Below are 22,090 nucleotides of genomic sequence, written 5' to 3'. Positions count from 1 at the left end.
CCTCACGATAAGCTGCGAGTCAAACAGCAAGAACGCGGGCTGAGTGCGCCCGGGCGGGAGATGTTATGAGCGAAGAGCTCGAACGCGAGTCGATGGAATACGACGTCGTCATCGTTGGCGGCGGACCGGCCGGCCTTTCGGCGGCCATCAAGCTCAAGCAGCTGGCGGCGCAGGCCGGGACCGAAGTCTCGGTGGCCGTGCTGGAAAAGGGCTCCGAAGTCGGCGCCCACATCCTGTCGGGCGCGGTGATCGATCCCAAGGGCCTGGCCGAGCTGTTCCCGGACTGGAAGGAACGCGGCGCGCCGCTGGAGACCCCGGTCACCAAGGACGTCTTCCGCCTGCTGGGCCCGCAAGGCGACATGGCCCTGCCGATGTTCGCCATGCCGCCGTTCATGCACAACCACGGCTGCTACATCGCCTCGCTGGGCAATGTCTCGCGCTGGCTGGCGACCCAGGCCGAAGAGCTGGGCGTGGAGATCTATCCGGGCTTCGCGGCCTCGGACCTGGTCTGGAACGCGGACGGTTCGGTCAAGGGCGTGGTGGTCGGTGTCGTGGGCGTGGCCAAGGACGGTCACCACAAGCCCGACTACAACCCCGGCATGGAGCTGCACGGCAAGTACGTGTTCATTGCCGAGGGCGTGCGCGGCTCGCTGGCCAAGCAGCTGATCGCCAAGTTCGACCTTTCCGCCGGCAAGTCGCCGCAGAAGTTCGGCATCGGCATCAAGGAACTGTGGCAGGTGCCGCCCGAGAAGCACCAGCCGGGCCTGGCCGAGCACTCCACCGGCTGGCCGCTGGACAAGGACGCCAGCGGCGGCAGCTTCATGTACCACTTCGGCGACAACTACGTGGCCATCGGCTACGTCGTGCACCTGAACTACCGCAATCCGTGGTTGTCGCCGTTCGACGAGTTCCAGCGCTTCAAGCACCACCCGGCGGTCAAGCCGCACCTGGAAGGCGGCAAGCGCATCGCCTACGGCGCGCGGGCCATCACCGAGGGCGGCTACCAGTCGGTGCCCAAGCTCAGCTTCCCGGGCGGCGTGCTGATCGGCTGCTCGGCCGGCTTCGTCAACGTGCCGCGCATCAAGGGCAGCCATAACGCCGTGAAGACCGGCATGCTGGCCGCCGAGGCCGCCTTCGCCGCCCTGGCCGCCGGCCGCGCCAGCGACGAGCTGGTCGAGTACCAGGACCTCTACGAGAAGTCGTGGGTGGCCAAGGAACTGAAGGTCGTCCGCAACGCCAAGCCACTGATCACCAAGCTGGGCACGGCCCTGGGCGGGGCCGTCAGCATGGCCGACATGTGGATCACCCACCTGACGGGCGGCTGGTCGCCGTTCGGCACGATGAAGCACGAGAAGACCGACGCGGAATCGACCGGCCTGGCCAAGGACTACAAGCCCCTGGTCTATCCCAAGCCGGACGGCGTGATCAGCTTCGACAAGCTGTCGTCGGTGTTCATCTCGGCCACCAACCATGAGGAAGACCAGCCGGCCCACTTGACGCTGAAGGACCCGTCGGTGCCGATCGCGGTGAACCTGCCCAAGTACGGCGAACCGGCGCGGCTCTACTGCCCGGCGGGCGTCTACGAGGTGCTCTACAACGAGCAGGGGACCGACCCGCGCTTCCAGATCAACGCCCAGAACTGCGTCCACTGCAAAACCTGCGACATCAAGGATCCGTCGCAGAACATCGTGTGGACCACGCCGGAAGGCGGCGGTGGGCCGAACTATCCGAACATGTAGGCCAAGCGGTCTGCCGACGATCCAGGGCGCGGTTCGGAAATCCGGACCGCGCCTTTTTCTTGCCCCAGGCTTTTTCTTGCGATGCGGTCGGAAAGCGATGAGGGTGCCGGGATGATGCGTATCAAGCTGCTTTTCGCCCTCCTGTCCGCCTCGGCCCTGACCGCCTGCGCCGGAGCGCCTTCAGGGCCGGCGCTGCGGGGCTCGGTCGCCCTGGACTCCGGCTGGGGCGGTTCGCGCTCGGCCTACGGCCAGTTCCTGGCGGGGCAGGCGGCCCTGCAGAACGGCCACAACGCCCAGGCGGCCAACTATTTCGCCCAGGCCCGCGCCATGGACGAGGACACCGGCGTGCTGAACGACCGGGCGTTCACCGCGGCCCTGCTGGCCGGCGACGTCCAGCGCGCCGCGCTCCTGGCCCCGCGCGGGACCGACACCAACGAGACGGTGCGCCGGCTGGGCGTGATGACCCGGGTGGTGGACATGATGGCCGCCGGCAAGGCCGCCGACGCCCAGGCCGTGCTCAAGACCGAAACGCCGGGCTTCCCGCACCGTCCGGCCGCCGCGCTGCTGGCGCCCTGGCTGGCCTCGGCCGCCGGCGACAAGGAAGGGGCGCTGGAGCGTCCCACGCTGCAAGGCGACCGGTTCGTGCAGTATTTCGGCCAGCTGGGTCAGGCCAAGCTCTACGAGCGCGCCAAGCGCTACGACGAGGCGGAGGCGAACTACAAGGCGCTGATGGCGGTCGAGAACGCCCGCGCCCTGTTCGTCGAGGACTACGGCGCGTTCCTGGAACGCCGCAAGCGGCGCGACGAGGCCGTGGCCCTGTACGACGAGGCCCTGGGCCGCGACTCCGACAACACCGCCCTGCGCATCGCCCGGGCCCGGGCGGCCGCGCACGGCCCGGCGCCGGCCCTGGCCAACGACAAGCAGGGGGCGGCCCTGACCCTGGTGGCCTGCGCCGCCGCCTTCAGCGCCGACCGCCAGAGCCAGTTCAGCCTGGCCTATCTGCGCCTGGCCCTGCGGCTGGATCCCAAGCGCGACGACGCCTGGCTGCTGGTCGGCGACCTGCTGGCCCGTGACGACGATCATGTCGGCGCGCGCGAGGCCTACGCCAAGGTGCCCGCGTCCTCGCCGCGCTATGTGGCGGCCCAGGCGAAGCTGGCTTGGAGCTACCAGGCCGACGGCGACAAGACCCAGGCCCTGGCCCTGGCCCAACGTTCCGCGACGGCCGCGCCCAAGGATCGCGACGCCCAGGTCGGCTATGCCGACCTGCTGCGGGCCAACGAGCGGTGGAGCGAGTCGGCGGCGGTCCTGACCCCGCTGATCGCCGCCGAGACCGCCAATCCCGACTGGCGGCTCTATTCCATGCGCGGCATGGTGCTGGAGCGCGCCAACCGCTGGGACGAGGCCGAGCGCGACCTGCTGGAAGCCATCAAGCTCAATCCGGGCGATCCGGAGCTGCTGAACTATCTGGGCTATTCGTGGATCGACCGCGGGCAGCACCTGCCCGAGGCCATCGCCATGGTCCAGAAGGCCGTCGACGCCCAGCCGCAGTCGGGCGCCATGCTCGACTCCCTGGGCTGGGGCTACTACCGCCAGGGCGACTACAAGACCGCCGTGGCCAAGCTGGAGCAGGCCGTCGAGCTGGAGCCGGGCGACCCGGACGTCAACGGCCACCTGGGCGACGCCTACTGGCGCGTGGGCCGGCAGGTCGAGGCCCGCTACCAGTGGCAGCGGGTGCTGACCCTGGAGCCGGACGAGAAGCAGAAGGCCGCGGCCGAGGCCAAGCTCAAGGACGGGCTGGACGGCCCGCCCGCCAAGGTGGCCTCGTCGCAGTAGCGTTGTCCGGGGCGCGCGGATAAACCGGGCGCCGACTCCACGCCTCAAGGGTTCGCCATGCGCCTCGACGCCTTCGCTCCGGCCAAGGTCAACCTGTTCCTGCATGTCGGCGGGCCCGACGCGGCGGGCTATCACCCGATCTCCAGCCTGATGCTGTTCGCCGACGTGGGCGACCGGGTCAGCCTGCAGGCGGCCGACGCGCTGGACTTCCAGGCCACCGGCCGGTTCGGAGGCGAGGTTCCGGTCGACGACGGCAATCTGGTGGTGCGGGCCGCCCAGGGCCTGCGCGCCCGGCTGGGCGGGCCGGTGCCGCCGTTCCGCCTGATCCTGGACAAGGCCCTGCCCATCGCCGCCGGCCTGGGCGGCGGCTCCAGCGACGCGGGCGCGGCCCTGCGGCTGCTGCGCGAGGCCCTGGCGCCGGAGCTTTCCGACGCGGAGCTGGAGGCGGTGGCCGGGAGCCTGGGCGCGGACGGCGCGGCCTGCCTGTGGGGCGCGCCGGTGATGGCGGAGGGGCGGGGAGAGCGCCTGTCGCCCGCGCCGGTCCTGCCGGAGTTGCACGCGGTGCTGGTCAATCCGCTGGTTCCGTCGCCGACCGGGGCGGTCTATCGCGCCTACGACGCCGCCGTGGCGCCGGAGGGCGAGGCGCCGCCGCCGATGCTGGACGGGCTGGAAAGTGTCGAGGAGGTCTGCGCCTGGCTGGCCGGCTTCACCCGCAACGACCTGCAGGCCCCGGCCGTGGCCCTGGAGCCGCGCATCGGCCAGGTGCTGGACCTGCTGTCGGGCGAGCCCGAGACCCTGCTGGCCCGAATGTCCGGCTCGGGCGCCACGTGCTTCGCCCTCTGCGCCGGCGACATCGAGGCCGAGGGCCTGGCCGAGCGGGTCGAGCAGATGCGGCCGGAGTGGTGGGTCAGGCGCTGCCGCCTGGGCGGACCGTTCTAGAGCCGGGGACATGCGCATGCGCGTGTCCCCAAACCCAGGCTCGGCGCTTGTGGATGGGGACACGCACAAGTGCATGTCCCCGGCCGTGCCCCAAAGAAAAAGGCCCGGAAGCCGAAGCTTCCGGGCCCTTCTTTTGGTCTTCCGAACCCCAGCCTTAGCTGTGGTAGGCGCGTTCGCCGTGCTCGGAGATGTCCAGACCTTCTTCTTCGGCTTCCGGCGAGGCCTTCAGGCCGATCACCAGCTTGATCACGAAGAAGACGATGGTCGAGGCGACGGCCGACCAGACGACGGTCAGGCAGACGCCCTTCACCTGGGCCAGAACCTGGGTGGCCAGGCTGTAGGCGGCGGTGTCGCAGGTCGAGATGTCGCCGTCCTTGGCGCAGCTCATGTAGTCGACGACGCCGGCGCCGCCCCAGGCGGGGTTGACCAGCAGGCCGGTGCCGATGGCGCCGACGATGCCGCCGATGCCGTGGATGCCGAAGGCGTCCAGGCTATCGTCGTACTTCAGCGCGTTCTTCACGACCGAGCAGAAGAAGATGCAGATCGGCGAGACGACCAGACCCAGGATGACCGCGCCCATCGGACCGGCGAAGCCGGCGGCGGGGGTGACGGCGACCAGACCGGCCACGACGCCCGAAGCCAGGCCCAGGGCCGACGGCTTCTTCTTGGTGACCCACTCGACCACGATCCACGACAGACCGGCGGCGGCGGTGGCGACGAAGGTGTTGATCATCGCCAGCGAGGCGTAGCCGTTCGATTCCAGGTTCGAGCCGGCGTTGAAGCCGAACCAACCCACCCACAGCAGGCCGGCGCCGACCAGGGTCAGGGTCAGGGAGTGCGGGGGCATCGGCTCTTTGCCGTAGCCTTGGCGCTTGCCCAGGATGATCGCGCCGACGAGGGCGGCGATACCGGCGTTGATGTGAACCACGGTGCCGCCGGCGAAGTCCAGCGCGCCCCAGGTCCAGATCTGGCCGGCCTTGATCGCGGCGTCAGGCGCTTGAGCGATCGCGTCCGGACCCGGCCACCACCAGACCATGTGGGCCATCGGATAGTACGACAGCAGCGGCCACAGGACGGCGAAGGCGACGATGGCGGCGAACTTCATGCGCTCGACCAGCGAACCGACCACGAGGGCGGCGGTGATGGCCGCGAAGGTCGACTGGAACGAGATGAAGGTCAGTTCCGGGATCACCACGCCGGTCGAGAACGTCGCGACGTTGCTGGCAGGCGTGACGTCCTTCAGGAACAGCCGTCCCAGGCCGCCCACGAACAGGTCCCAGCTGCCGCCGTCGGTGAAGGCGAAGCTGTAGCCCCACAGCACCCAGGCGACGATGCCGATGATGGCGACGGTCGAGACCTGCATCATGACCGACAGCATGTTCTTGGAGCGGACCAGGCCGCCGTAGAACAGGGCCAGGCCCGGCAGGATCATCAGCAGGACGAGGACCGTCGAGGTCATCATCCAGGCGTTGTCGCCCTTGTCGTTCTTGTCGACGATGGCGGCGGGAGCGGCTTCGGCGGGCGCCGGAGCGGCGGCGGCCGGAGCGGCCGGAGCCGGCGCGGCCTCGGCGGGCGCGGCGGCGGCGGCGGGAGCCGCCGTTTCCTGAGCCAGGGCGACGGCGCCCAGCGGGGCCCCCGCGATGGTCGCGGCGAGCATGAGCCCGGCCAGCGGTTTAAAATGCAGTTTCATCGTTGGTATCCCCTTGTTCCCCGACGAATTACAGAGCGGCCGGGCCGGTCTCGCCGGTCCGGATGCGAACGGCTTCCTCGACGTTCAGGACGAAGACCTTCCCGTCGCCGATCTTGCCCGTGGCCGCCGCGGCCTTGACCGCCTCGACCGCCTTGGAAGCCGAGGCGTCGTCGACGACCGCCTCCAGCTTCACCTTCGGCACGAAATTCACTTGGTATTCCGCGCCGCGATAGATTTCGGTCTGGCCTTTCTGACGGCCGTAACCCTTGACCTCGGACACCGTCAGGCCTTCGACGCCCGCGGCGACGAGCGCCTCGCGGACCTCGTCGAGCTTGAAGGGCTTTACGATCGCTATGATCAGTTTCATCCGCCTTGCTCCGACCCGCCGACTACGCGGGCTCCCCTTGAATTGGTTTTAGAGCGCGTTGCTCACTCGCACCGCGACGGGAGGCCCACGAGCCCCCATCGTTTCCCCGGCGGCCTCACGCTATCGGTCGCGCTTCGGACATGACTGTCGCGCGGTAGGGAATTGGAAACGAAAGGGACGTGGCGCCTCAAAATTAGGCGCCGATCCGCTGTGGCGCTCGCAAAGGCGGCGTTCGGAGGGTTCGAGGGGGTGTTGGCTTAGGCTGTCGCGATCCGCATACAATCACCGACCATTCGCGCCGGTCGGAGTCCCCTTAAGCCCCATGTCTTCCTTCTGGTTCAAGCTCGCGCCCTGGGGGCTGCTGGTCGCCTCGAACATCTTCATGACCTTCGCCTGGTACGGCCACCTGAAGAATCGCTCGATGGCGATGGTGGCGGCCATCTTCACCAGCTGGCTGATCGCCCTGCCGGAATACATGCTGGCCGTGCCGGCCAACCGCCTGGGCCACAACGTCTACACGGCCGCCCAGTTGAAGACGGGGCAGGAGGCCATCACCCTCATCGTCTTCACGCTGTTCTCGGTCTTCTATCTGGGTGAGGCGATCAGCTGGAAGACGTTGGTGGGCTTCGGTTTCATCTTCGTGGGCGTGGCCATCGTGATGTTCTTCAAGTGAAGCTGGTCACGAGCCCGTGATGGGCGCAACGGAAGGGGCGGCTTGAGCGCTGAGCAGGCTGGATTTCTTAACAAGGATCAGCCCGATGTTCGTGCGTATCGCTACCGCCACCGCCGCCCTGGCGCTGATGTCCGGCGTGGCCATGGCCCAGACCGCCGCGACCCAGCCGGTGAACCCGGATCCGATGGCCGCCGCCCCGGCCGACCAGACGATGCCGGCCGACCCGGCCGCCGCCACCATGACCCCCGCCGACCCGACGGCCGCCACCACCGCCCCCACGGGCACGGCCGCCGACACCGCCGGCCGCGTGTCGTCCTCCTCGCCCGAGCAGCAGGCCACCCTGAAGGCCGGCGACGCCAACGTCGTCTCCAACCCGCCGGTGGCCGACACCCCGGAAAACCGCAAGCTCTACGGCAAGCCGATGTCGAACGCCGGCAAGCGCACCGCCGCCAAGGGCAACTAGGCCCTTTCAGCGGTCTGACATCGCCCGGGTCCGCGAGGACCCAACAAGCTTGAAGCACAAGTCGGCGGGCCCTATGGTCCGCCGACTTTTTTCTGGCCCTGTTTCGGACCGCTATGCCCGTCGAAAAACCCAAGTCTTTCCAGAGTCTGATCCTGACGCTCCATGACTACTGGAGCGCCCAGGGCTGCGTGATCCTGCAGCCGCACGACGTCGAGGTGGGGGCGGGGACCCTGCACCCGGCCACCGTCCTGCGCGCCCTGGGTCCCAAGCCGTGGAACGCGGCCTATGTGCAACCCTCGCGCCGTCCGGGCGATGGCCGCTATGGCGAGAACCCCAACCGTCTGCAGCACTACTACCAGTACCAGGTGATCCTGAAGCCGAACCCGCCGAACATGCAGGACCTGTACCTGGGTTCGCTGGAGGCCATCGGCCTGGATCTGCGCACCCATGACATCCGCTTCGTCGAGGACGACTGGGAAAACCCCACCGTCGGCGCCTGGGGCCTGGGCTGGGAAGTCTGGTGCGACGGCATGGAAGTCAGCCAGTACACCTACTTCCAGCAGGTGGGCGGCCTGGACGTCTCGCCGGTGGCGGGCGAGCTGACCTACGGCCTGGAACGCCTGGCCATGTACGTGTTCGGCGTCGACAACGTCTACGACCTGCCGTTCAACGATCCCGACGCCCCGCTGGGCCACCTGACCTATGGCGACGTCTTCCTGGAGAACGAGCGCCAGCAGTCGGAAGCCAACTTCCATGGCTATGACGTGGCCGTGCTCAAGCAGCAGTTCGAGCAGATGGAAGAGCAGGTGCCGCTGATGCTGGCCCGCTCGTACCAGGGCAAGTCCCTGGTGCTGCCCGCCTACGACATGGTCCTCAAGGCCAGCCACCTTTTCAACCTGATGAACGCCCGCGGCGCGATCGCCGTCGCCGAGCGCGCCTCCTACATCGGCCGCATCCGCGACCTTTGTAAGAAGTGCGCCCAGGCCTGGGTCGAGCAGCAGGAAGCCGCGTAAGTCACGATGCCCCAACTCATTCTCGAACTGTTCTCCGAAGAGATTCCCGCCCGCATGCAGGCCGGCGCCGCGCGCGACCTGGAGCGGATGGCGCGCGAGCACCTGGCCGCCGCCGGCTTCCTGCCCGAGGCCCTGAAGACCTTCGCCGGTCCGCGCCGCCTGACCCTGGTGGTCGAGGGCCTGCCCATCGCCCAGGCCGACCGCAAGGAAGAGCTGAAGGGCCCGCGCGTCGGCGCCCCGCCGCAAGCCATGGAAGGCTTTCTGCGCAAGGCGGGCCTGACCCAGGACCAACTGGTCGAGCGCGACGGCGTCTATATGGCCTTCGTCGAGAAGAAGGGCCGCGAGACGCCGCAGATCGTGGCCGAGATGGTGGAAGCCATCGTCCGCGCCTTCCCCTGGCCCAAGTCGATGACCTGGGGCAGCGGCAAGCTGCGCTGGGTGCGGCCGCTGAAGCGCATCCTCTGCGTCTTCGACCGCGAGGTGGTGCCGTTCGCCATCGATGGGATCGAGAGCGGCGACGTCACCGAGGGCCACCGCTTCATGCGCGTGGGCTTTGGCTGGGGCGGCCAGCCGTTCAAGGCGCGCGACTTCGACGAATACGCCAAGGGCCTGCTCGAGCACTTCGTGGTGCTGGATGTCGAGGAGCGCAAGGCGCGCATCCTGGAAGGCTGCAAGACGCTGTGCTTCGCGCGGAATCTCGAACTGGTCGACGACATCGGCCTGCTGGAGGAAGTCGCGGGCCTGGCCGAATGGCCAACCCCGGTGCTGGGCGACATGGACCCCGTGTTCCTGGACCTGCCCGGCGAGGTGATCCGCACCTCGATGCGCACGCACCAGAAGTATTTCGCGGTCCGCGACCCGGCGACGGGCGGTCTGGCCCCGCACTTCATCACCATCGCCAACGTCCAGTCGGCCGATGGCGGCGCCGTGATCGCCGCCGGCAACGCCAAGGTGCTGTCGTCGCGCCTGTCGGACGCCCGGTTCTTCTGGGACGAGGACGTCAAGGTCGGCTTCGAGCCGTGGCTGGAGAAGCTGAACGGCGTGACCTTCCACGCCAAGCTAGGGACGATGGCCGAGCGCGTCGAGCGCATCGTCGCCCTGGCCGGCGAGATCGCGCCGCTGGTCGGCGCCGATGTCGAGAAGGCCAAGGAAGCCGCGCGCCTCGCCAAGGCGGACCTGGCTTCGCAGATGGTGGGCGAGTTCCCCGAGCTGCAGGGGCTGATGGGCGGCTACTACGCCCGCCAGTTCGGCCTGGACGCCGACATCGCCGACGCCATCCGCGACCACTACAAGCCGCAGGGCCCGTCCGACGCCGTCCCGACCGCGCCGCTGAGCGTGGCCGTGGCGCTGGCGGACAAGCTGGACACGCTGGTTGGGTTCTTCGCGATCGACGAGAAGCCGACGGGGTCCAAGGATCCGTTCGCGCTGCGTCGGGCTGCGTTGGGTGTGATCCGGACACTGCTAGACAATCGTTTGAAATTGCCTCTGTTAGCGCTTGTTCGTCGGCATATTTCGCGTCTCAAGGTGCAACAGTTCTACAGCCGAGCCATTGTGAAATCTGTTGAAGGCCAAATCCCGGGACTCCTGAGTTCTGAAAATTATGCCGGGAAAACGCTCCGAAACTTGGTAAAAGTAGAAGAATTTTCCGTGGCGCGGGAATGGATTGACGCGCTCGTGTCTAGTGGAAGTATGTGGGGTAGATCAAATTCTATCGATGGCGGTGAAATTTACAGATTCACCGTTCAGGCGGACGAGCTGGATTACGCGAACGACACCAGTCACGTCCGAATGAGTGAAGTGCTCATCGAAGTTCGGCCTCCCATTATGATCGCGGAGAATGACGACGATGTTTTGGAATTCTTCGCCGACCGCCTGAAGGTCACCCTCAAGGACCAAGGCAAGCGCCACGACCTCGTCGACGCCGTGTTCGCTCTCGGCGACGACGACCTGGTGCGCATCGTCGCCCGGGTCGAGGCGCTGGACGGGTTCCTCAAGACCGACGACGGCAAGACCCTGATGGCTGGCTACAAGCGCGCGTCCAACATCCTCAAGGCCGAGGAGAAGAAGGGCTGGAAGGCCGAGGGCGAGGCGGTTCTGCCGGCCAACGCCTCGGAGCCGGAAGTCGCCCTGCACGACGCCGTGCGCCTGGTGCAGAAGCCCCTGGCCGACGCCATGGCCGCCGAGGACTTCACCGCCGCCATGCAGGAACTGGCCGGCCTGCGCGGCCCGGTCGACGCCTTCCTGGACGGGGTGTTCGTCAATTCCGAAGTCGAGGCCGAACGCGACAGCCGTTTGAAGACGCTGGCGGCCGTCCGCGAAGCGATGAACCGCGTGGCCGACTTCTCGCTGATCGGCGGGTAGGGGACTCTACTGACGGGGACATGCACTTGTGCGTGTCCCCAGATCGGCCCACCGAGTTGGGGGGTAAGGCTTTCCAGGACTGAACGCCGCGCGCGCCGGTGGGGACACGCACAAGTGCATGTCCCCGTTCGGAAGGTCTCGAGGTTTTCCGGCTGGCGGTGAAACCTCTCACCCTCCCACCGCTTCGCGGCGGGCCCCCCCCTCTCTCTATGAGAGAGGGGTTGGTGGGGCGTCTATCCCTAGCGGATAGCGAATGGAGTTCAGCAATTTCAATCTCTTGAACTTTTTCGACCTAACTTATCCCCCTCGTGCGGACCTCCCGTATCCTTATCCCACCTGAAAGCACGGGAAGGGCGCACGTACGGCGACCGTTGCGGCTTTCGGGGGCGATCGAGCGGGAAGCTCTGTTGGTGGTTCTCTTCGGAGGACAACCCTGTCCATCTGGTGCCGGCCGGGCCTCGAAAATAAACGGCGTTGGATGGGGACCGACTTTGCGGCAGGCGAGCGGTGATGCGCTCGCGGTCCGGGATCGGGGATGTCGCCCCGGTTCCGCCCGTCGGAGGCTTCAAGGCGGCGAGGCCCTAACAGGGCTCAGCGTCGCGGGCTTTCGGATAACGGTCGCGCGAAGCGCTCCGACTTCGTCGAAACGGTATTCAAACTGCAAATCATCCGGGCGAGGCCCGGGCGCTTCGCACCCTTCCCATCCGCTCATGGCCAGTTTGGCGTGGGAGCGCACTCACTTGCCCCCACCTGACCGCTTCGCGGTCTGTCCGCCCCCGTAGGGGGCGGAGGGCGCCGCACGCACGCAGCTCTTCCCCCTATGGGGGAAGACGACCGCGAAGCGGTCCGTAGGGGGCAAGTGCGTCGCGTCTAAACGTCCAGCTCGTAATGCTCCATCAGCCCCAGCGCCGCGTCGATGCTCTCGAACAGGCCCTGGATGCTGATCGGCTTGGCCAGGTGCAGGTCGGCGCCGGCGGCCAGGCACGCTTGCACCTGGTGGGGCATGGCGTTGGCGGTCAGGGAGATGATCGGGGTGCGCACCAGGCCCCGGTCGCGTTCCTGGGCCCGGATGGCGGCGATGGCGGCCAGGCCGTCCATGACCGGCATCTGGGTGTCCATCAGGATCACGTCGAAGGGGTGGGCGGCGAAGGCCTCCACGGCCACGGCGCCGTCGGGGACGATGGTCAGGTCGGCCGCGTCGCCCAGCATCAGGTCGACGACTTGCTGGTTGGTGGGATGGTCCTCGGCCAGCAGGATGCGCAGGCGCCGCTCGATGGCGGCGGCCGGCGCGGGCGGCTCCGGGGCGCGGCAGCATGTCGGATCGGCTACCTGGCAGAGACTGAGCAGGGCGGTGAAGGTGAAGGTCGCCCCGTCGCCCGGCCGGGCCTCGCAGGCGACGTCGCCGCCCATCAGCCGCGCCAGCCGCCGGGCGATGGGCAGGCCCAGGCCCGTGCCGCCGGCCTGGCGCGTCACCGAGCCGTCGGCCTGCTGGAACCGCTCGAACAGCTGCTCGCCGGCGGCCGGGTCGAAGCCGGCCCCGCTGTCGGTCACCGCCACGGTCAGGGCCACCCCGCCCGTCGCCGAGCGCGCCGTGGCGGCCTGAATCCGCACCGATCCGGCCGAGGTGAACTTCACCGCGTTGCTGGTCAGGTTGGCCACGATCTGGCGGACGCGCAGGGCGTCGCCCACCACCCAGTCCTGGAAGTCGTCGGAGAAGTCGAGCTCGAACGCCAGGTCCTTGGCGTGGGCGCCGGCCTCGAACACCGAGGCGGCGGCGGTGACCGCCTCGCGCAGGTTCATCGGCTCCTCGGCCAGCTCCAGGGCGCCGGCCTCGATCTTCGACAGGTCAAGGATGTCGCTGAGCAGCAGGTTCAGGGTGCGGCCCGAGCTGATGATCACCGACATCATGTCGCGTTGGCGTGGGGTGAGGGCGGTGCGCTCCAGCACCTCGGCCATGCCGATGACGCCGTTCAGCGGCGTGCGGATCTCGTGGCTCATATTGGCCAGGAACTCGCTCTTGGCGATGCTGGCCGCCTCGGCGCGGTGCAGGGCCGCGTCCAGGGCGGCCGCGCTCAGCTTGCGCTCGGTGATGTCCTCGCAGATGGCCAGCAGGTGGCGGCGGCCGTCCTCGCCGGAGATGGCGATCTTGCGGGTCTGCAGCCAGCGGCGGCCGTTGTGCGGCGTGTCCAGCGGCTCTTCCTCGATCACCCGCAGTTCGCCGCTCTCCAGCACCTCGCGGTCGGCGGCGGCGAAGAAGTCGGCCTGTTCGGCGGGGAAGAAATCGTAGTCGCTGTGGCCCAGCAGGGCCTCGCGCTTGACGCCCAGCAGTTCCTCGCCGGTGCGGTTGATCAGCAGGAACTTGCCGGTGTCGCCGTCCTTGACCACCAGCATGGTCGGCACGTTCTCGATGACCGTGTCCAGGAAGGTCTGGGGCTGGGCCGGGCGGGCCGTGGTGTCGGCGGCGGGACCCAGGCTGACGCAGGTGGTGACCCGGCCGCCGGATGGGGTGCGGCGGGTCTCGAACCGCAGCAGCTCGCCGTGCTCGACCCGCTGGTCGTTCATCTGGGCCAGGGACGAGCGGCGGTGGATCTGGTCGGCCAACCAGGCCTCGGGACGCGGACCGGCCTCGGGATAACGGCCCGCCGCCAGGCCGGCGCGCAGCAGGGTCTCGAAGGTGACGCCCTCGGTCATATCGACGCCCCAGCGCGACCAGAGCCGGGCATAGCGCTGGTTCCAGGCCACGCAGCGGTCGGCCGCGTCGAACACCGCCAGGGCCTCCGACGCGGTGTCGAAGGCCTCCATCAGCAGGTCGTAGGGCGGACCCGAGGGGGCCGCGGCGGCGTCGATCATCGTGAAGCGCTCTGCACGAAAACTAGGCGACCAGCTATGGCCTAAGTGTCTTTCCAGACAGAGAAAAGCAGCGTTCTGCGACGATATGCCCGAGCTTGTTCACCTCAAAGGCGAGAGCCCTCCACCAGCGAGCGTGGAGGTCAAGGGCGCAGGTCGAAGCCCTCGTAGCCCGCCGCCGCCACGGCGTCGCAGCGCACCTTATAGCCCTCGCCGACATAGGGCATGAACACCCGGGGCTTCCCCGGGATGTTGGCGCCCATGTACCAGGAGGCGGCGCGGGGAAAGAGCGTCTTGTCGGCCTCGTCGTTGACGTGGGCGACCCAGCCCTCCTGGGCCTCCGGCGTCGCCTCCAGGGTGGCGCCGTTGGTGGCGCGGACATGGGCGATGGCGTCCATGATCCAGTCGACATGCTGCTCGCAGGCGGTCAGGACGTTGGTCAGCACCGACGGGCTGCCCGGTCCGGTCACGGTGAACAGGTTGGGGAAACCGGCCACGGCCAGGCCCAGATAGGTCTTGGGTCCCTCGGCCCAGGCGTCTTTCAAGGCAAGGCCGTCGCGGCCCCGGATGTCCATCCGCAGCAGGGCGCCGGTCATGGCGTCGAAGCCGAGCGCGCTGACGATGACGTCGACCTCGTACTCGCGCTCGGTGGTCCGCACTCCGGCCGGGACGATGGCCTCGATGGGCGTCTTGCGCAGGTCCACCAGCTGGACGTTGTCGCGGTTGAAGGTCTCGTACCAGCCGGTGTCGACGCAGGCCCGCTTGGTGGTGATCGGAAAGTCGCGCGGCGTCAGGGCTTCGGCCGTGGCCGGGTCCTTGACGATCTCGGCGATCCTGGCCCGCACGAAGTCGCCGGCGGCGGCGTTGGTGCGCTCGTCCCTGGCGATGTTGGGGATCTGCACCGCCGAGATCAGGCCCCAGCCGTTCCACAGGGTGGCGACCAGCTGGGCCAGTTCCTCGTCGTTGGGGACCCAGTCGGGTGGCGGCATGGGGATGCCGGGCTGGCCGGATCGCAGCAGCTCGACATAGGCCGGGAAGGCGGCGCGGAACTCGGCCACCTCGGCGTCGCTCAGCGGCGTGTTCAGGGCCGGCAGGCTGAAGTTGGGCGTGCGCTGGAAGACGTAGACCTGGGCGGCGTCCTCCGCGATCAGGGGCGTGGACTGGATGGCCGACGAGCCGGTGCCGATCACCGCCACCCGCTTGCCCTTGAAGTCGATGGGATCGTGCGGCCACAGGCCAGTGACATAGGTCTCGCCCTCGAAGGTGTCGGCGCCCGGCAGGTCGAGGTCGCGCGGGGCCGACAGGCAACCGGTGGCCATCACGCAGAAGCGGGCCTGGAGCGCGTCGCCCCGGTCGGTCTTCACGGTCCAGAGCTTGGCCGCCTCGTCGAAAACGGCGGAGACCACCCGGGTGTCGAAGACATAGGCCTCGCGCAGGGCGTAGCGGCTGGCGACGTGCTCGGCATAGGCCAGGATCTCGGGCTGGGTGGCGTATTTCTCGCTCCACCGCCAGCTCTCCATCAGCTCCTGGGAGAAGCTGTAGGCGTAGAGGAGGCTGGGCAGGTCGCAGCGGGCGCCGGGATAGCGGTTCCACCACCAGGTGCCGCCGACGTCGCCGGCCGCCTCGATCCCCTGGACGCTCAGCCCGGCCTCGCGCAGCCGGTGGACCATGTAGAGCCCGCCGAAGCCGGCGCCCACCACGATGGCGTCGAGCGGCGTGGCGTCGAGAAGAGGTTCGCGAGCAGCCGGGCTCGCGGCCGGACGGGCCGTTGCGGAAGCCATGGTTTCCTCCCCGGTTCTTGTCTCGCCCTCGTGGAGCGACCGGTGACGAGGAGGCTAGGAGCCTGACCCTGGGGCAGTCCATACCGTCTTTTCTAGCTGGCCATCCGCATCGCTTCGCGCTGACCGCCGATCTTGAAGCGGCCGACCAGCGAGACCAGCTGCGCCGTCTCGCCTTTCAGCGAGTGGGTGGCGGCGGTGGCCTGCTCGACCATGGCGGCGTTCTGCTGGACGACCTGGTCCATGTGATTGACGGCGGTGTTGACCTCGGCCAGGCCCGAGGCCTGTTCCTGGCTGGACGAGCTGATCTGGCGGACCAGGTCGTCGATGGCGGCCACGCGGCCGACGATGCGGTTCAAGGCCTCGCCGGTCTGGCCCACCAGGCTGACGCCGGCGTCCACCTGCTGCGACGAGGTCGAGATCAGGGTCTTGATCTCCTTGGCCGCCTCGGCGGACCGCTGGGCCAGGGCCCGGACTTCTTGGGCCACCACCGCGAAGCCGCGACCGGCGTCGCCGGCCCGGGCGGCCTCGACACCGGCGTTCAGGGCCAGAAGATTGGTCTGGAAGGCGATCTCGTCGATCACGCCGATGATCTGGGTGATCTGGCGCGAGGAGTCCTCGATGGCGCCCATGGCGTTGACGGCCTGGTCGACCACCTGGCCCGACTTCTCGGCGTCGCCCCGGGCGGAAGCGACTTCCTGGGTGGCGCGGGTGGCGCCGTCGGCGGTCTGGCGCACGGTGGCGGCGATCTCGTCCAGGGCGGCGGCGGTCTCTTCCAGGCTGGCGGCCTGCTGCTCGGTGCGGCGCGACAGGTCGTTGGAGGCCTGGGCGATCTCCTGGGTGCCAGAACCGATTTGGCCGGCGACGCTGGAGATGGTGCGGATGGCGTCTTCCAGGCCGGCGGCGGCGGCGTTGAAGTCGTTCTTGAGTGCGGCGTAGTCGGCGGCGACCTGGGCGGAGATGCGGGTCGACAGGTCGCCGCCGGCCAGGCTGGAGAGGCCCTTGGCCATCACCTCGACCACGGCCTTCTGTTCGCGACCGGCAACCTCGAAGGCGGCCTCCATGTCGCGCAGCTTGCGGTCCAGCTCCTGCTGGAAGCCGGCGGCCTCGGCCTCGAGGCGAGCGCGTTCGATGCCCGACTGACGGAACACCTCGACGCTCTTGGCCATCTCGCCGATCTCGTCGGGGCGGCCCGCGCCCGAGACGACGATGTCGTTCTGGCCCGCGGCCAGGCGGCGCATGTCGCCGGCCAGGTTCAGCACCGGCCGCACGATGGCGGCGCGCGAGATGACGATGAGTATGCCGGCGAAGATCACGCCCGCCACGACGGCGGCGGTCATCAGGATCTCGGAGAACAGAGCCACGCTCTTGGCTCGCGCGGCGGCGGCGGAAGAAGCCGCCTCGATCTTGTCGGACGCCTGGCTCATCGCGCCTTCCAGCGTGGTGAACTGCTTCATGAAGCCGGGCATGGCGGCAACGGCCTGGGCATGGTCGACGGCGGCCAGGTCGACCATGTCGTTGGCCGACTTGATGTAGACGTCGAGCGGGGCCTTGAGCTGGGCGAGGGCCGCGCGGCTGGCGGGATCCCGTGCCAGGGCGTCGTTGTCGGCGAGAGACTTGCGGAAGATCTCGGTGTGCTCGGAGAGGTCCTTGCGAACGTCGTCGATGGCGATGCCGGAACTGGGATCGCTGGCCAGCTGGCTGGACAGGACGTCGGCGCGCAGGGCGTCGTGCATCATGTCGGCTTCCATGTGGTTGCGCAGCACGGCGGCCGAAACGTTGGCGTCCTGCAGGGCGGTGTCCAGCCGAGTGGTCGACCACAAGCCCGCGCCCGCGCTGGCCGTGCACAGCACCATGACGGCCGCGCCGGCGCCCATCACCTTGTGGTTGATCGTGCGAAGCATTTTCAGGTCCCGTCCCCGACTAGTTCAACACACCCTCGCCTAGCAGGGTTAACGGCGCTTTCGTTCTTTGATTTTGACGCTCCAAAAGTCCTATCTGAGACAAAAGGCCGCGCCCTGTGAACTTTAATCGGTGCTTCAAGACCTGCCGGTACTTGTTCCCGTAATCACGGGGCAGGCCATGACTTCAGCTAGATCGATCTGTTCGTATGTCTTGGGTGGCGTTCTAGGCGTTGCCATCTCAGGTGTCGGCGCGGTGGCTCAAGCCCAGACGACCTCGGAGGAGGGCGCCTGGACCCACGAGATCACCTATACGGCCGATGTCGGCGGACCGGTGAAGGGCGGCGCGTCCCATGCCGGCCGGTTCCTCGACAATCTGGACGTGATCGTCGACGGCGACCTGGAGAAGCTGGTCGGCTGGCGCGGCGCCACCGTGCACGGCTATCTGCTCAACAACAGCGGCGGCGCGCCCAACGACTTGGCCGGCACCCTGCAGGGCGTCGACAATATCGAGGTCGGCCGCCCCCGGGCGCGGCTCTACGAGCTGTGGATCCAGAGCAAGTTCGCCGGCGACAAGGGCTCGGTCCTGGCCGGGCTCTACGACCTCAACAGCGAGTTCTATTCGACCGAGGCTTCGGGCCTGTTGCTGGCGCCGCCGTTCGGGATCGGCTCGGAGTTCGCCTCGACGGGTCCCAACGGTCCGTCGATCTTCCCGTCCACGGCTCTGGCGGTGCGGGCCAGGATCGAGGGCGACAAGGGCCGCTATCTCCAGGCCGCCGTGCTCAACGCCCATGCCGGAACGGTGGGCGATCCCAAGGGGGCGTCGATGGAGTTCGACAACGGCGCCCTGATGATCGCCGAGGCCGGCTTCGGCGACAGCTGGCGCGTGGCAGCTGGCGGCTGGTTCTACACCGAACGCCAGGCCGACCTGCGCGACGTCGATATCCACGGCGATCCGGCCCAGGCCAAGGCGCGCGGCGGCTATCTGCTGGCCGAGTATCCGTTCGTCGATGGCGGCGAGACCGGCCGCTCGGTGAACGGCTTCGCCCGCGTCGGCCTGTCGGATGGCGACACCACGCCGTTCCGCTCGGGCTGGCAGGCCGGGGTGCTGGTGGAGAAGGTCTTCGCCTCGCGGCCCGACAGCGCCTTCTCGGTCGGTGTGGAGCAGGGCGTGTTGTCTTCCAAGCAGCGCGCCAACACCCTCGACGCCGGGGTCGCGCCGGCCCGGGCCGAATCCAGCGTCGAGATCACCTATTCCGACAAGATCGCTCCCCGGGTCACCCTGCAGCCCGATGTGCAACTGATCCGCCGGGCCGGCGGCGACCAGGACGCCGCCAACGTGGTGGTGCTGGCCCTGCGGATGACGATCAGCCTGTTCTAGCTGTTCCGGCGTGATCGGCGCGGCTCAGCTTCGCCGGGGCGATCAAAGCACGGAAACGGGCGCCCCGGCGGTTCCCATAGACTCGGGTCAGGTAGCGATATTTAGGGTCAGCGCGCAAAACTAAGTCATGACATCGTTGTCATTGGAAGAATTTGCCGAAATTCTGCTTTAGACTGCGAACCGAAAACCGTTGGTGGACGGGTTCTTTGACAAGGTGCTAGTGAACGCCCGGATATTGCAGTGCGGGATGGGCGTTTAGGCGCATTGTTCCAAGCCAGGACGGTTCCGTCAGAGAATCGCGGGCTTTTTCACTATCGCAGGGTGAACCAGAGATGCCGGTTGATACGCTGACCAAGACGCAGTGGGTCTATTCGTTCGGGGGAGGCGGCGCCGACGGCGACGCCAAGATGAAGAATCTCCTGGGAGGCAAGGGCGCCAATCTCGCCGAGATGTCGTCCCTGGGCCTGCCGGTGCCGCCGGGCTTCACGGTGACCACCGAGGCCTGCGTCCACTACTACGCCAACGGCAAGCAGTATCCCGCCGAGCTGAAGGATCAGCTGAACGCGGGCCTGGCCAAGGTCGAGGCCCTGACCGGCAAGGCCTTCGGCGACGTGAAGAACCCGCTGCTGGTCTCGGTGCGCTCGGGCGCCCGGGCCTCGATGCCGGGCATGATGGACACCGTCCTGAACCTTGGCCTGAACGACGAGACCGTCGAAGGCCTGGCGATCCTCTCGGGCGACCGCCGCTTCGCCTATGACAGCTATCGCCGCTTCATCCAGATGTACTCGAACGTCGTGCTCGATCTGGAGCACCACATGTTCGAGGAGATCCTGGACGACCATAAGGATCGCCTGGACGTCACCGTCGACACCGCCCTGACCGCCGAGGACTGGGCCGGGGTGATCAAGGACTACAAGGCCGCCGTGAAGGAACAGCTGGGCAAGCCGTTTCCGCAGGACGCCCAGGAGCAGCTGTGGGGCGCTGTCGGCGCCGTGTTCGCCAGCTGGATGAACGACCGGGCCAAGTTCTATCGCCGCATGCACGACATCCCCGAGGCCTGGGGCACCGCCGTCAACATCCAGTCGATGGTGTTCGGCAACATGGGCGAGACCTCGGCCACCGGCGTGGCCTTCACCCGCAACCCCTCGAACGGCGACGGCCGCCTGTACGGCGAGTTCCTGATCAACGCCCAGGGCGAGGACGTGGTGGCCGGCATCCGCACGCCGCAGTCCCTCACCAAGGCCGCCCGCGAGGAGATGGGCGACACGGCCCCCTCGATGGAAGAGGCGATGACGGAGGTGTTCGGCCAGTTCAAGACCGTGGTCGAGACGCTGGAGCGCCACTACCGCGACATGCAGGACATCGAGTTCACGGTCGAGCAGGGCAAGCTCTACATGCTGCAGACCCGCAGCGGTAAGCGCACGGCCAAGGCCGCCCTGAAGATCGCCGTCGACATGGCCGCCGAGGGGGTGATCTCCAAGGAAGAAGCCATCGGCCGCGTCGAGCCGGCTTCGCTGGACCAGCTGCTGCACCCGACCATCGACCCCACCGCCCAGCGCGACCTGATCGCCAAGGGCCTGCCGGCTTCGCCCGGCGCGGCCACCGGCAAGATCGTGTTCGACAGCGACGCCGCCGAAAAGGCCGCCTCGAACGGCGAGGCCGTGATCCTGGTGCGCGAGGAGACCTCGCCGGAAGACATCCACGGCATGCACGCCGCGCGGGGCATCATCACGGCCCGGGGCGGCATGACCAGCCACGCCGCCGTCGTGGCGCGCGGCATGGGCCGGGCCTGCGTCTCGGGCGCCGGCGACGTGGCGATCTTCCCCAAGGAAGGCCTCTTCCGGGTGCGCGGCCGCGACTACAAGGCCGGCGAGACCATCACCATCGACGGCTCCACCGGCGAGATCCTGGCCGGTTCGCCCAAGATGATCGAGCCCGAGCTGACCGGCGACTTCGCCACCCTGATGGGCTGGGCCGACAGCGTGCGCCGCCTGAAGGTGCGCGCCAACGCCGAGACCCCTCTGGACGCCAAGACCGCGCGCGGCTTCGGCGCCGAAGGCATTGGTCTCTGCCGCACCGAGCACATGTTCTTCGACGACACCCGGATCGCCGCCGTGCGCGAGATGATCCTGGCCGACGACGAGGCCGGTCGCCGTACGGCCCTGGCCAAGATCGCGCCCTTCCAGAAGGCCGACTTCGTCGAGCTGTTCACGATCATGGAAGGCCTGCCGGTCACCATCCGCCTGCTGGACCCGCCGCTGCACGAGTTCCTGCCGCACACGGAAGAGGACGTCGTGGCCGTGGCCGCCGCCACCGGCCTGGACGCCGCCAAGCTGATGCAGCGGGCCAAGGAACTGCACGAGACCAACCCCATGCTGGGCCACCGCGGCTGCCGCCTGGGCGTGTCGTACCCCGAGATCTACGAGATGCAGGTCCGGGCGATCATCGAGGCCGCGTGCGAGATCGCCAAGTCGGGCAAGGCCGCGCCCGTGCCGGAGATCATGCACCCGCTGGTCACCAAGGGCGAGGAGATGAAGTATCTGCGCGACCTGACCGACCGCACCGCGAAAGCCGTGCTGGAAGAGCAGGGCGTGGACCTTCAGTACACGGTCGGCACCATGGTCGAGCTGCCGCGCGCCGCCCTGCGGGCCGGCGACCTGGCCGCCAACGCCGAGTTCTTCAGCTTCGGCACTAACGACCTGACCCAGACCACGTTCGGCATCAGCCGCGACGACGCCGGCAAGTTCCTGGGCGCCTATATCGACAAGGGCATCTTCGAAAAGGACCCCTTCGTCAGCCTCGACCAGGAAGGCGTGGGCGACCTGATCCGCATCGCCGCCGAGCGTGGCCGCGCGGCCCGTCCGGGCGTCAAGCTGGGCATCTGCGGCGAGCACGGCGGCGACCCGGCCTCGATCGACTTCTGCGAGCGGGTCGGCCTGGACTATGTGTCCTGCTCGCCCTACCGCGTGCCGATCGCCCGCCTGGCGGCGGCCCAGGCCGCGCTCAACAACAAGGCCTGAGGTTCTGAACGTCCGGGCGAAGCAGGCTTCGCCCGGACGTGACAGCCTAGGGGTGCTGGACACGCCAGGGTAGGGCGCCTATCCG

The 22,090-nt window shown here is 68.3% G+C and carries 14 protein-coding genes; 9 read left to right on the top strand and 5 right to left on the bottom strand.

The window, feature by feature from the left end:
• Window positions 1-65 precede the first annotated feature (65 nt).
• The 3 genes from AC07OA_RS17605 to AC07OA_RS17595 all read left to right on the top strand — a co-directional run bounded on the left by AC07OA_RS17605 (window position 66) and on the right by AC07OA_RS17595 (window position 4,511).
• Window positions 66-1,739: an electron transfer flavoprotein-ubiquinone oxidoreductase gene (locus AC07OA_RS17605; protein WP_494665110.1), complete on the top strand. Its 1,674-nt coding sequence runs from the start codon at window positions 66-68 to the stop codon at window positions 1,737-1,739.
• 111 nt (window positions 1,740-1,850) lie between these two features.
• The gene (locus AC07OA_RS17600; RefSeq protein ID WP_494665109.1) at window positions 1,851-3,572 is read left to right on the top strand and encodes a tetratricopeptide repeat protein; all 1,722 of its coding nucleotides are present in this window, start codon (window positions 1,851-1,853) and stop codon (window positions 3,570-3,572) included.
• A gap of 57 nt (window positions 3,573-3,629) precedes the next feature.
• Entirely contained in the window at window positions 3,630-4,511 is an 882-nt protein-coding gene (locus tag AC07OA_RS17595; RefSeq protein ID WP_494665108.1) for a 4-(cytidine 5'-diphospho)-2-C-methyl-D-erythritol kinase, read from the top strand.
• A gap of 154 nt (window positions 4,512-4,665) precedes the next feature.
• Here AC07OA_RS17595 and AC07OA_RS17590 read toward each other — a convergent pair whose 3' ends face one another.
• Together AC07OA_RS17590 and AC07OA_RS17585 are read right to left on the bottom strand one after the other, a co-directional pair.
• Window positions 4,666-6,201: an ammonium transporter gene (locus tag AC07OA_RS17590; RefSeq protein WP_494665107.1), complete on the bottom strand. Its 1,536-nt coding sequence runs from the start codon at window positions 6,199-6,201 to the stop codon at window positions 4,666-4,668.
• Window positions 6,202-6,229: 28 nt separating this feature from the next.
• Entirely contained in the window at window positions 6,230-6,568 is a 339-nt protein-coding gene (locus AC07OA_RS17585; protein WP_494665106.1) for a P-II family nitrogen regulator, read from the bottom strand.
• 322 nt (window positions 6,569-6,890) lie between these two features.
• Between AC07OA_RS17585 and AC07OA_RS17580 the strand changes: the two genes are divergently transcribed.
• The 4 genes from AC07OA_RS17580 (at window position 6,891) to glyS (ending at window position 11,078) form a co-directional block, all read left to right on the top strand.
• Window positions 6,891-7,241: a DMT family protein gene (locus tag AC07OA_RS17580; RefSeq protein ID WP_494665105.1), complete on the top strand. Its 351-nt coding sequence runs from the start codon at window positions 6,891-6,893 to the stop codon at window positions 7,239-7,241.
• Between the two features lie 85 nt (window positions 7,242-7,326).
• Window positions 7,327-7,704, top strand: coding sequence for a hypothetical protein (locus AC07OA_RS17575; protein ID WP_494665104.1), 378 nt, complete (start codon window positions 7,327-7,329; stop codon window positions 7,702-7,704).
• Window positions 7,705-7,817: 113 nt separating this feature from the next.
• Window positions 7,818-8,717 carry a glycine--tRNA ligase subunit alpha gene (locus AC07OA_RS17570; protein ID WP_494665103.1) on the top strand — a complete coding sequence of 300 codons (900 nt, stop codon included), beginning with the start codon at window positions 7,818-7,820 and terminating at the stop codon, window positions 8,715-8,717.
• A 6-nt stretch (window positions 8,718-8,723) separates the two neighbouring features.
• Window positions 8,724-11,078, top strand: a complete 2,355-nt coding sequence (gene glyS / locus AC07OA_RS17565; RefSeq protein ID WP_494665102.1) for a glycine--tRNA ligase subunit beta — start codon at window positions 8,724-8,726, stop codon at window positions 11,076-11,078.
• A gap of 870 nt (window positions 11,079-11,948) precedes the next feature.
• Here glyS and AC07OA_RS17560 read toward each other — a convergent pair.
• From AC07OA_RS17560 to AC07OA_RS17550, 3 genes are all read right to left on the bottom strand, one after another.
• On the bottom strand, window positions 11,949-13,928 hold the full coding sequence (locus tag AC07OA_RS17560) for an ATP-binding protein (RefSeq protein ID WP_494665101.1): 1,980 nt from the start codon (window positions 13,926-13,928) through the stop codon (window positions 11,949-11,951).
• Between the two features lie 140 nt (window positions 13,929-14,068).
• On the bottom strand, window positions 14,069-15,706 hold the full coding sequence (locus tag AC07OA_RS17555) for a flavin-containing monooxygenase (protein WP_494665100.1): 1,638 nt from the start codon (window positions 15,704-15,706) through the stop codon (window positions 14,069-14,071).
• A 92-nt stretch (window positions 15,707-15,798) separates the two neighbouring features.
• Window positions 15,799-17,607, bottom strand: coding sequence for a methyl-accepting chemotaxis protein (locus AC07OA_RS17550; RefSeq protein WP_494665099.1), 1,809 nt, complete (start codon window positions 17,605-17,607; stop codon window positions 15,799-15,801).
• A 253-nt stretch (window positions 17,608-17,860) separates the two neighbouring features.
• Here AC07OA_RS17550 and AC07OA_RS17545 point away from each other — a divergent pair, with 253 nt between their 5' ends.
• Entirely contained in the window at window positions 17,861-18,985 is a 1,125-nt protein-coding gene (locus AC07OA_RS17545; protein WP_494665098.1) for a carbohydrate porin, read from the top strand.
• A 332-nt stretch (window positions 18,986-19,317) separates the two neighbouring features.
• On the top strand, window positions 19,318-22,005 hold the full coding sequence (gene ppdK / locus AC07OA_RS17540) for a pyruvate, phosphate dikinase (RefSeq protein WP_494665097.1): 2,688 nt from the start codon (window positions 19,318-19,320) through the stop codon (window positions 22,003-22,005).
• Window positions 22,006-22,090 lie beyond the last annotated feature (85 nt).

The organism is Caulobacter sp. GW821-FHT09B08, assembly GCF_059418225.1.
Note: the sequence above shows the minus strand (reverse complement) of the source record. Positions and strands in the feature narration are given on the sequence as shown.

Excerpts from the sequence above, each read along its gene's own strand:
- AC07OA_RS17605 (WP_494665110.1), top strand. The coding sequence starts at position 66 with ATGAGCGAAGAGCTCGAACGCGAGTCGATGGAATACGACGTCGTCATC.
- AC07OA_RS17600 (WP_494665109.1), top strand. The coding sequence starts at position 1,851 with ATGATGCGTATCAAGCTGCTTTTCGCCCTCCTGTCCGCCTCGGCCCTG.
- AC07OA_RS17595 (WP_494665108.1), top strand. The coding sequence starts at position 3,630 with ATGCGCCTCGACGCCTTCGCTCCGGCCAAGGTCAACCTGTTCCTGCAT.
- AC07OA_RS17590 (WP_494665107.1), bottom strand. The coding sequence starts at position 6,201 with ATGAAACTGCATTTTAAACCGCTGGCCGGGCTCATGCTCGCCGCGACC.
- AC07OA_RS17585 (WP_494665106.1), bottom strand. The coding sequence starts at position 6,568 with ATGAAACTGATCATAGCGATCGTAAAGCCCTTCAAGCTCGACGAGGTC.
- AC07OA_RS17580 (WP_494665105.1), top strand. The coding sequence starts at position 6,891 with ATGTCTTCCTTCTGGTTCAAGCTCGCGCCCTGGGGGCTGCTGGTCGCC.
- AC07OA_RS17575 (WP_494665104.1), top strand. The coding sequence starts at position 7,327 with ATGTTCGTGCGTATCGCTACCGCCACCGCCGCCCTGGCGCTGATGTCC.
- AC07OA_RS17570 (WP_494665103.1), top strand. The coding sequence starts at position 7,818 with ATGCCCGTCGAAAAACCCAAGTCTTTCCAGAGTCTGATCCTGACGCTC.
- glyS (WP_494665102.1), top strand. The coding sequence starts at position 8,724 with ATGCCCCAACTCATTCTCGAACTGTTCTCCGAAGAGATTCCCGCCCGC.
- AC07OA_RS17560 (WP_494665101.1), bottom strand. The coding sequence starts at position 13,928 with ATGATCGACGCCGCCGCGGCCCCCTCGGGTCCGCCCTACGACCTGCTG.
- AC07OA_RS17555 (WP_494665100.1), bottom strand. The coding sequence starts at position 15,706 with ATGGCTTCCGCAACGGCCCGTCCGGCCGCGAGCCCGGCTGCTCGCGAA.
- AC07OA_RS17550 (WP_494665099.1), bottom strand. The coding sequence starts at position 17,607 with ATGCTTCGCACGATCAACCACAAGGTGATGGGCGCCGGCGCGGCCGTC.
- ppdK (WP_494665097.1), top strand. The coding sequence starts at position 19,318 with ATGCCGGTTGATACGCTGACCAAGACGCAGTGGGTCTATTCGTTCGGG.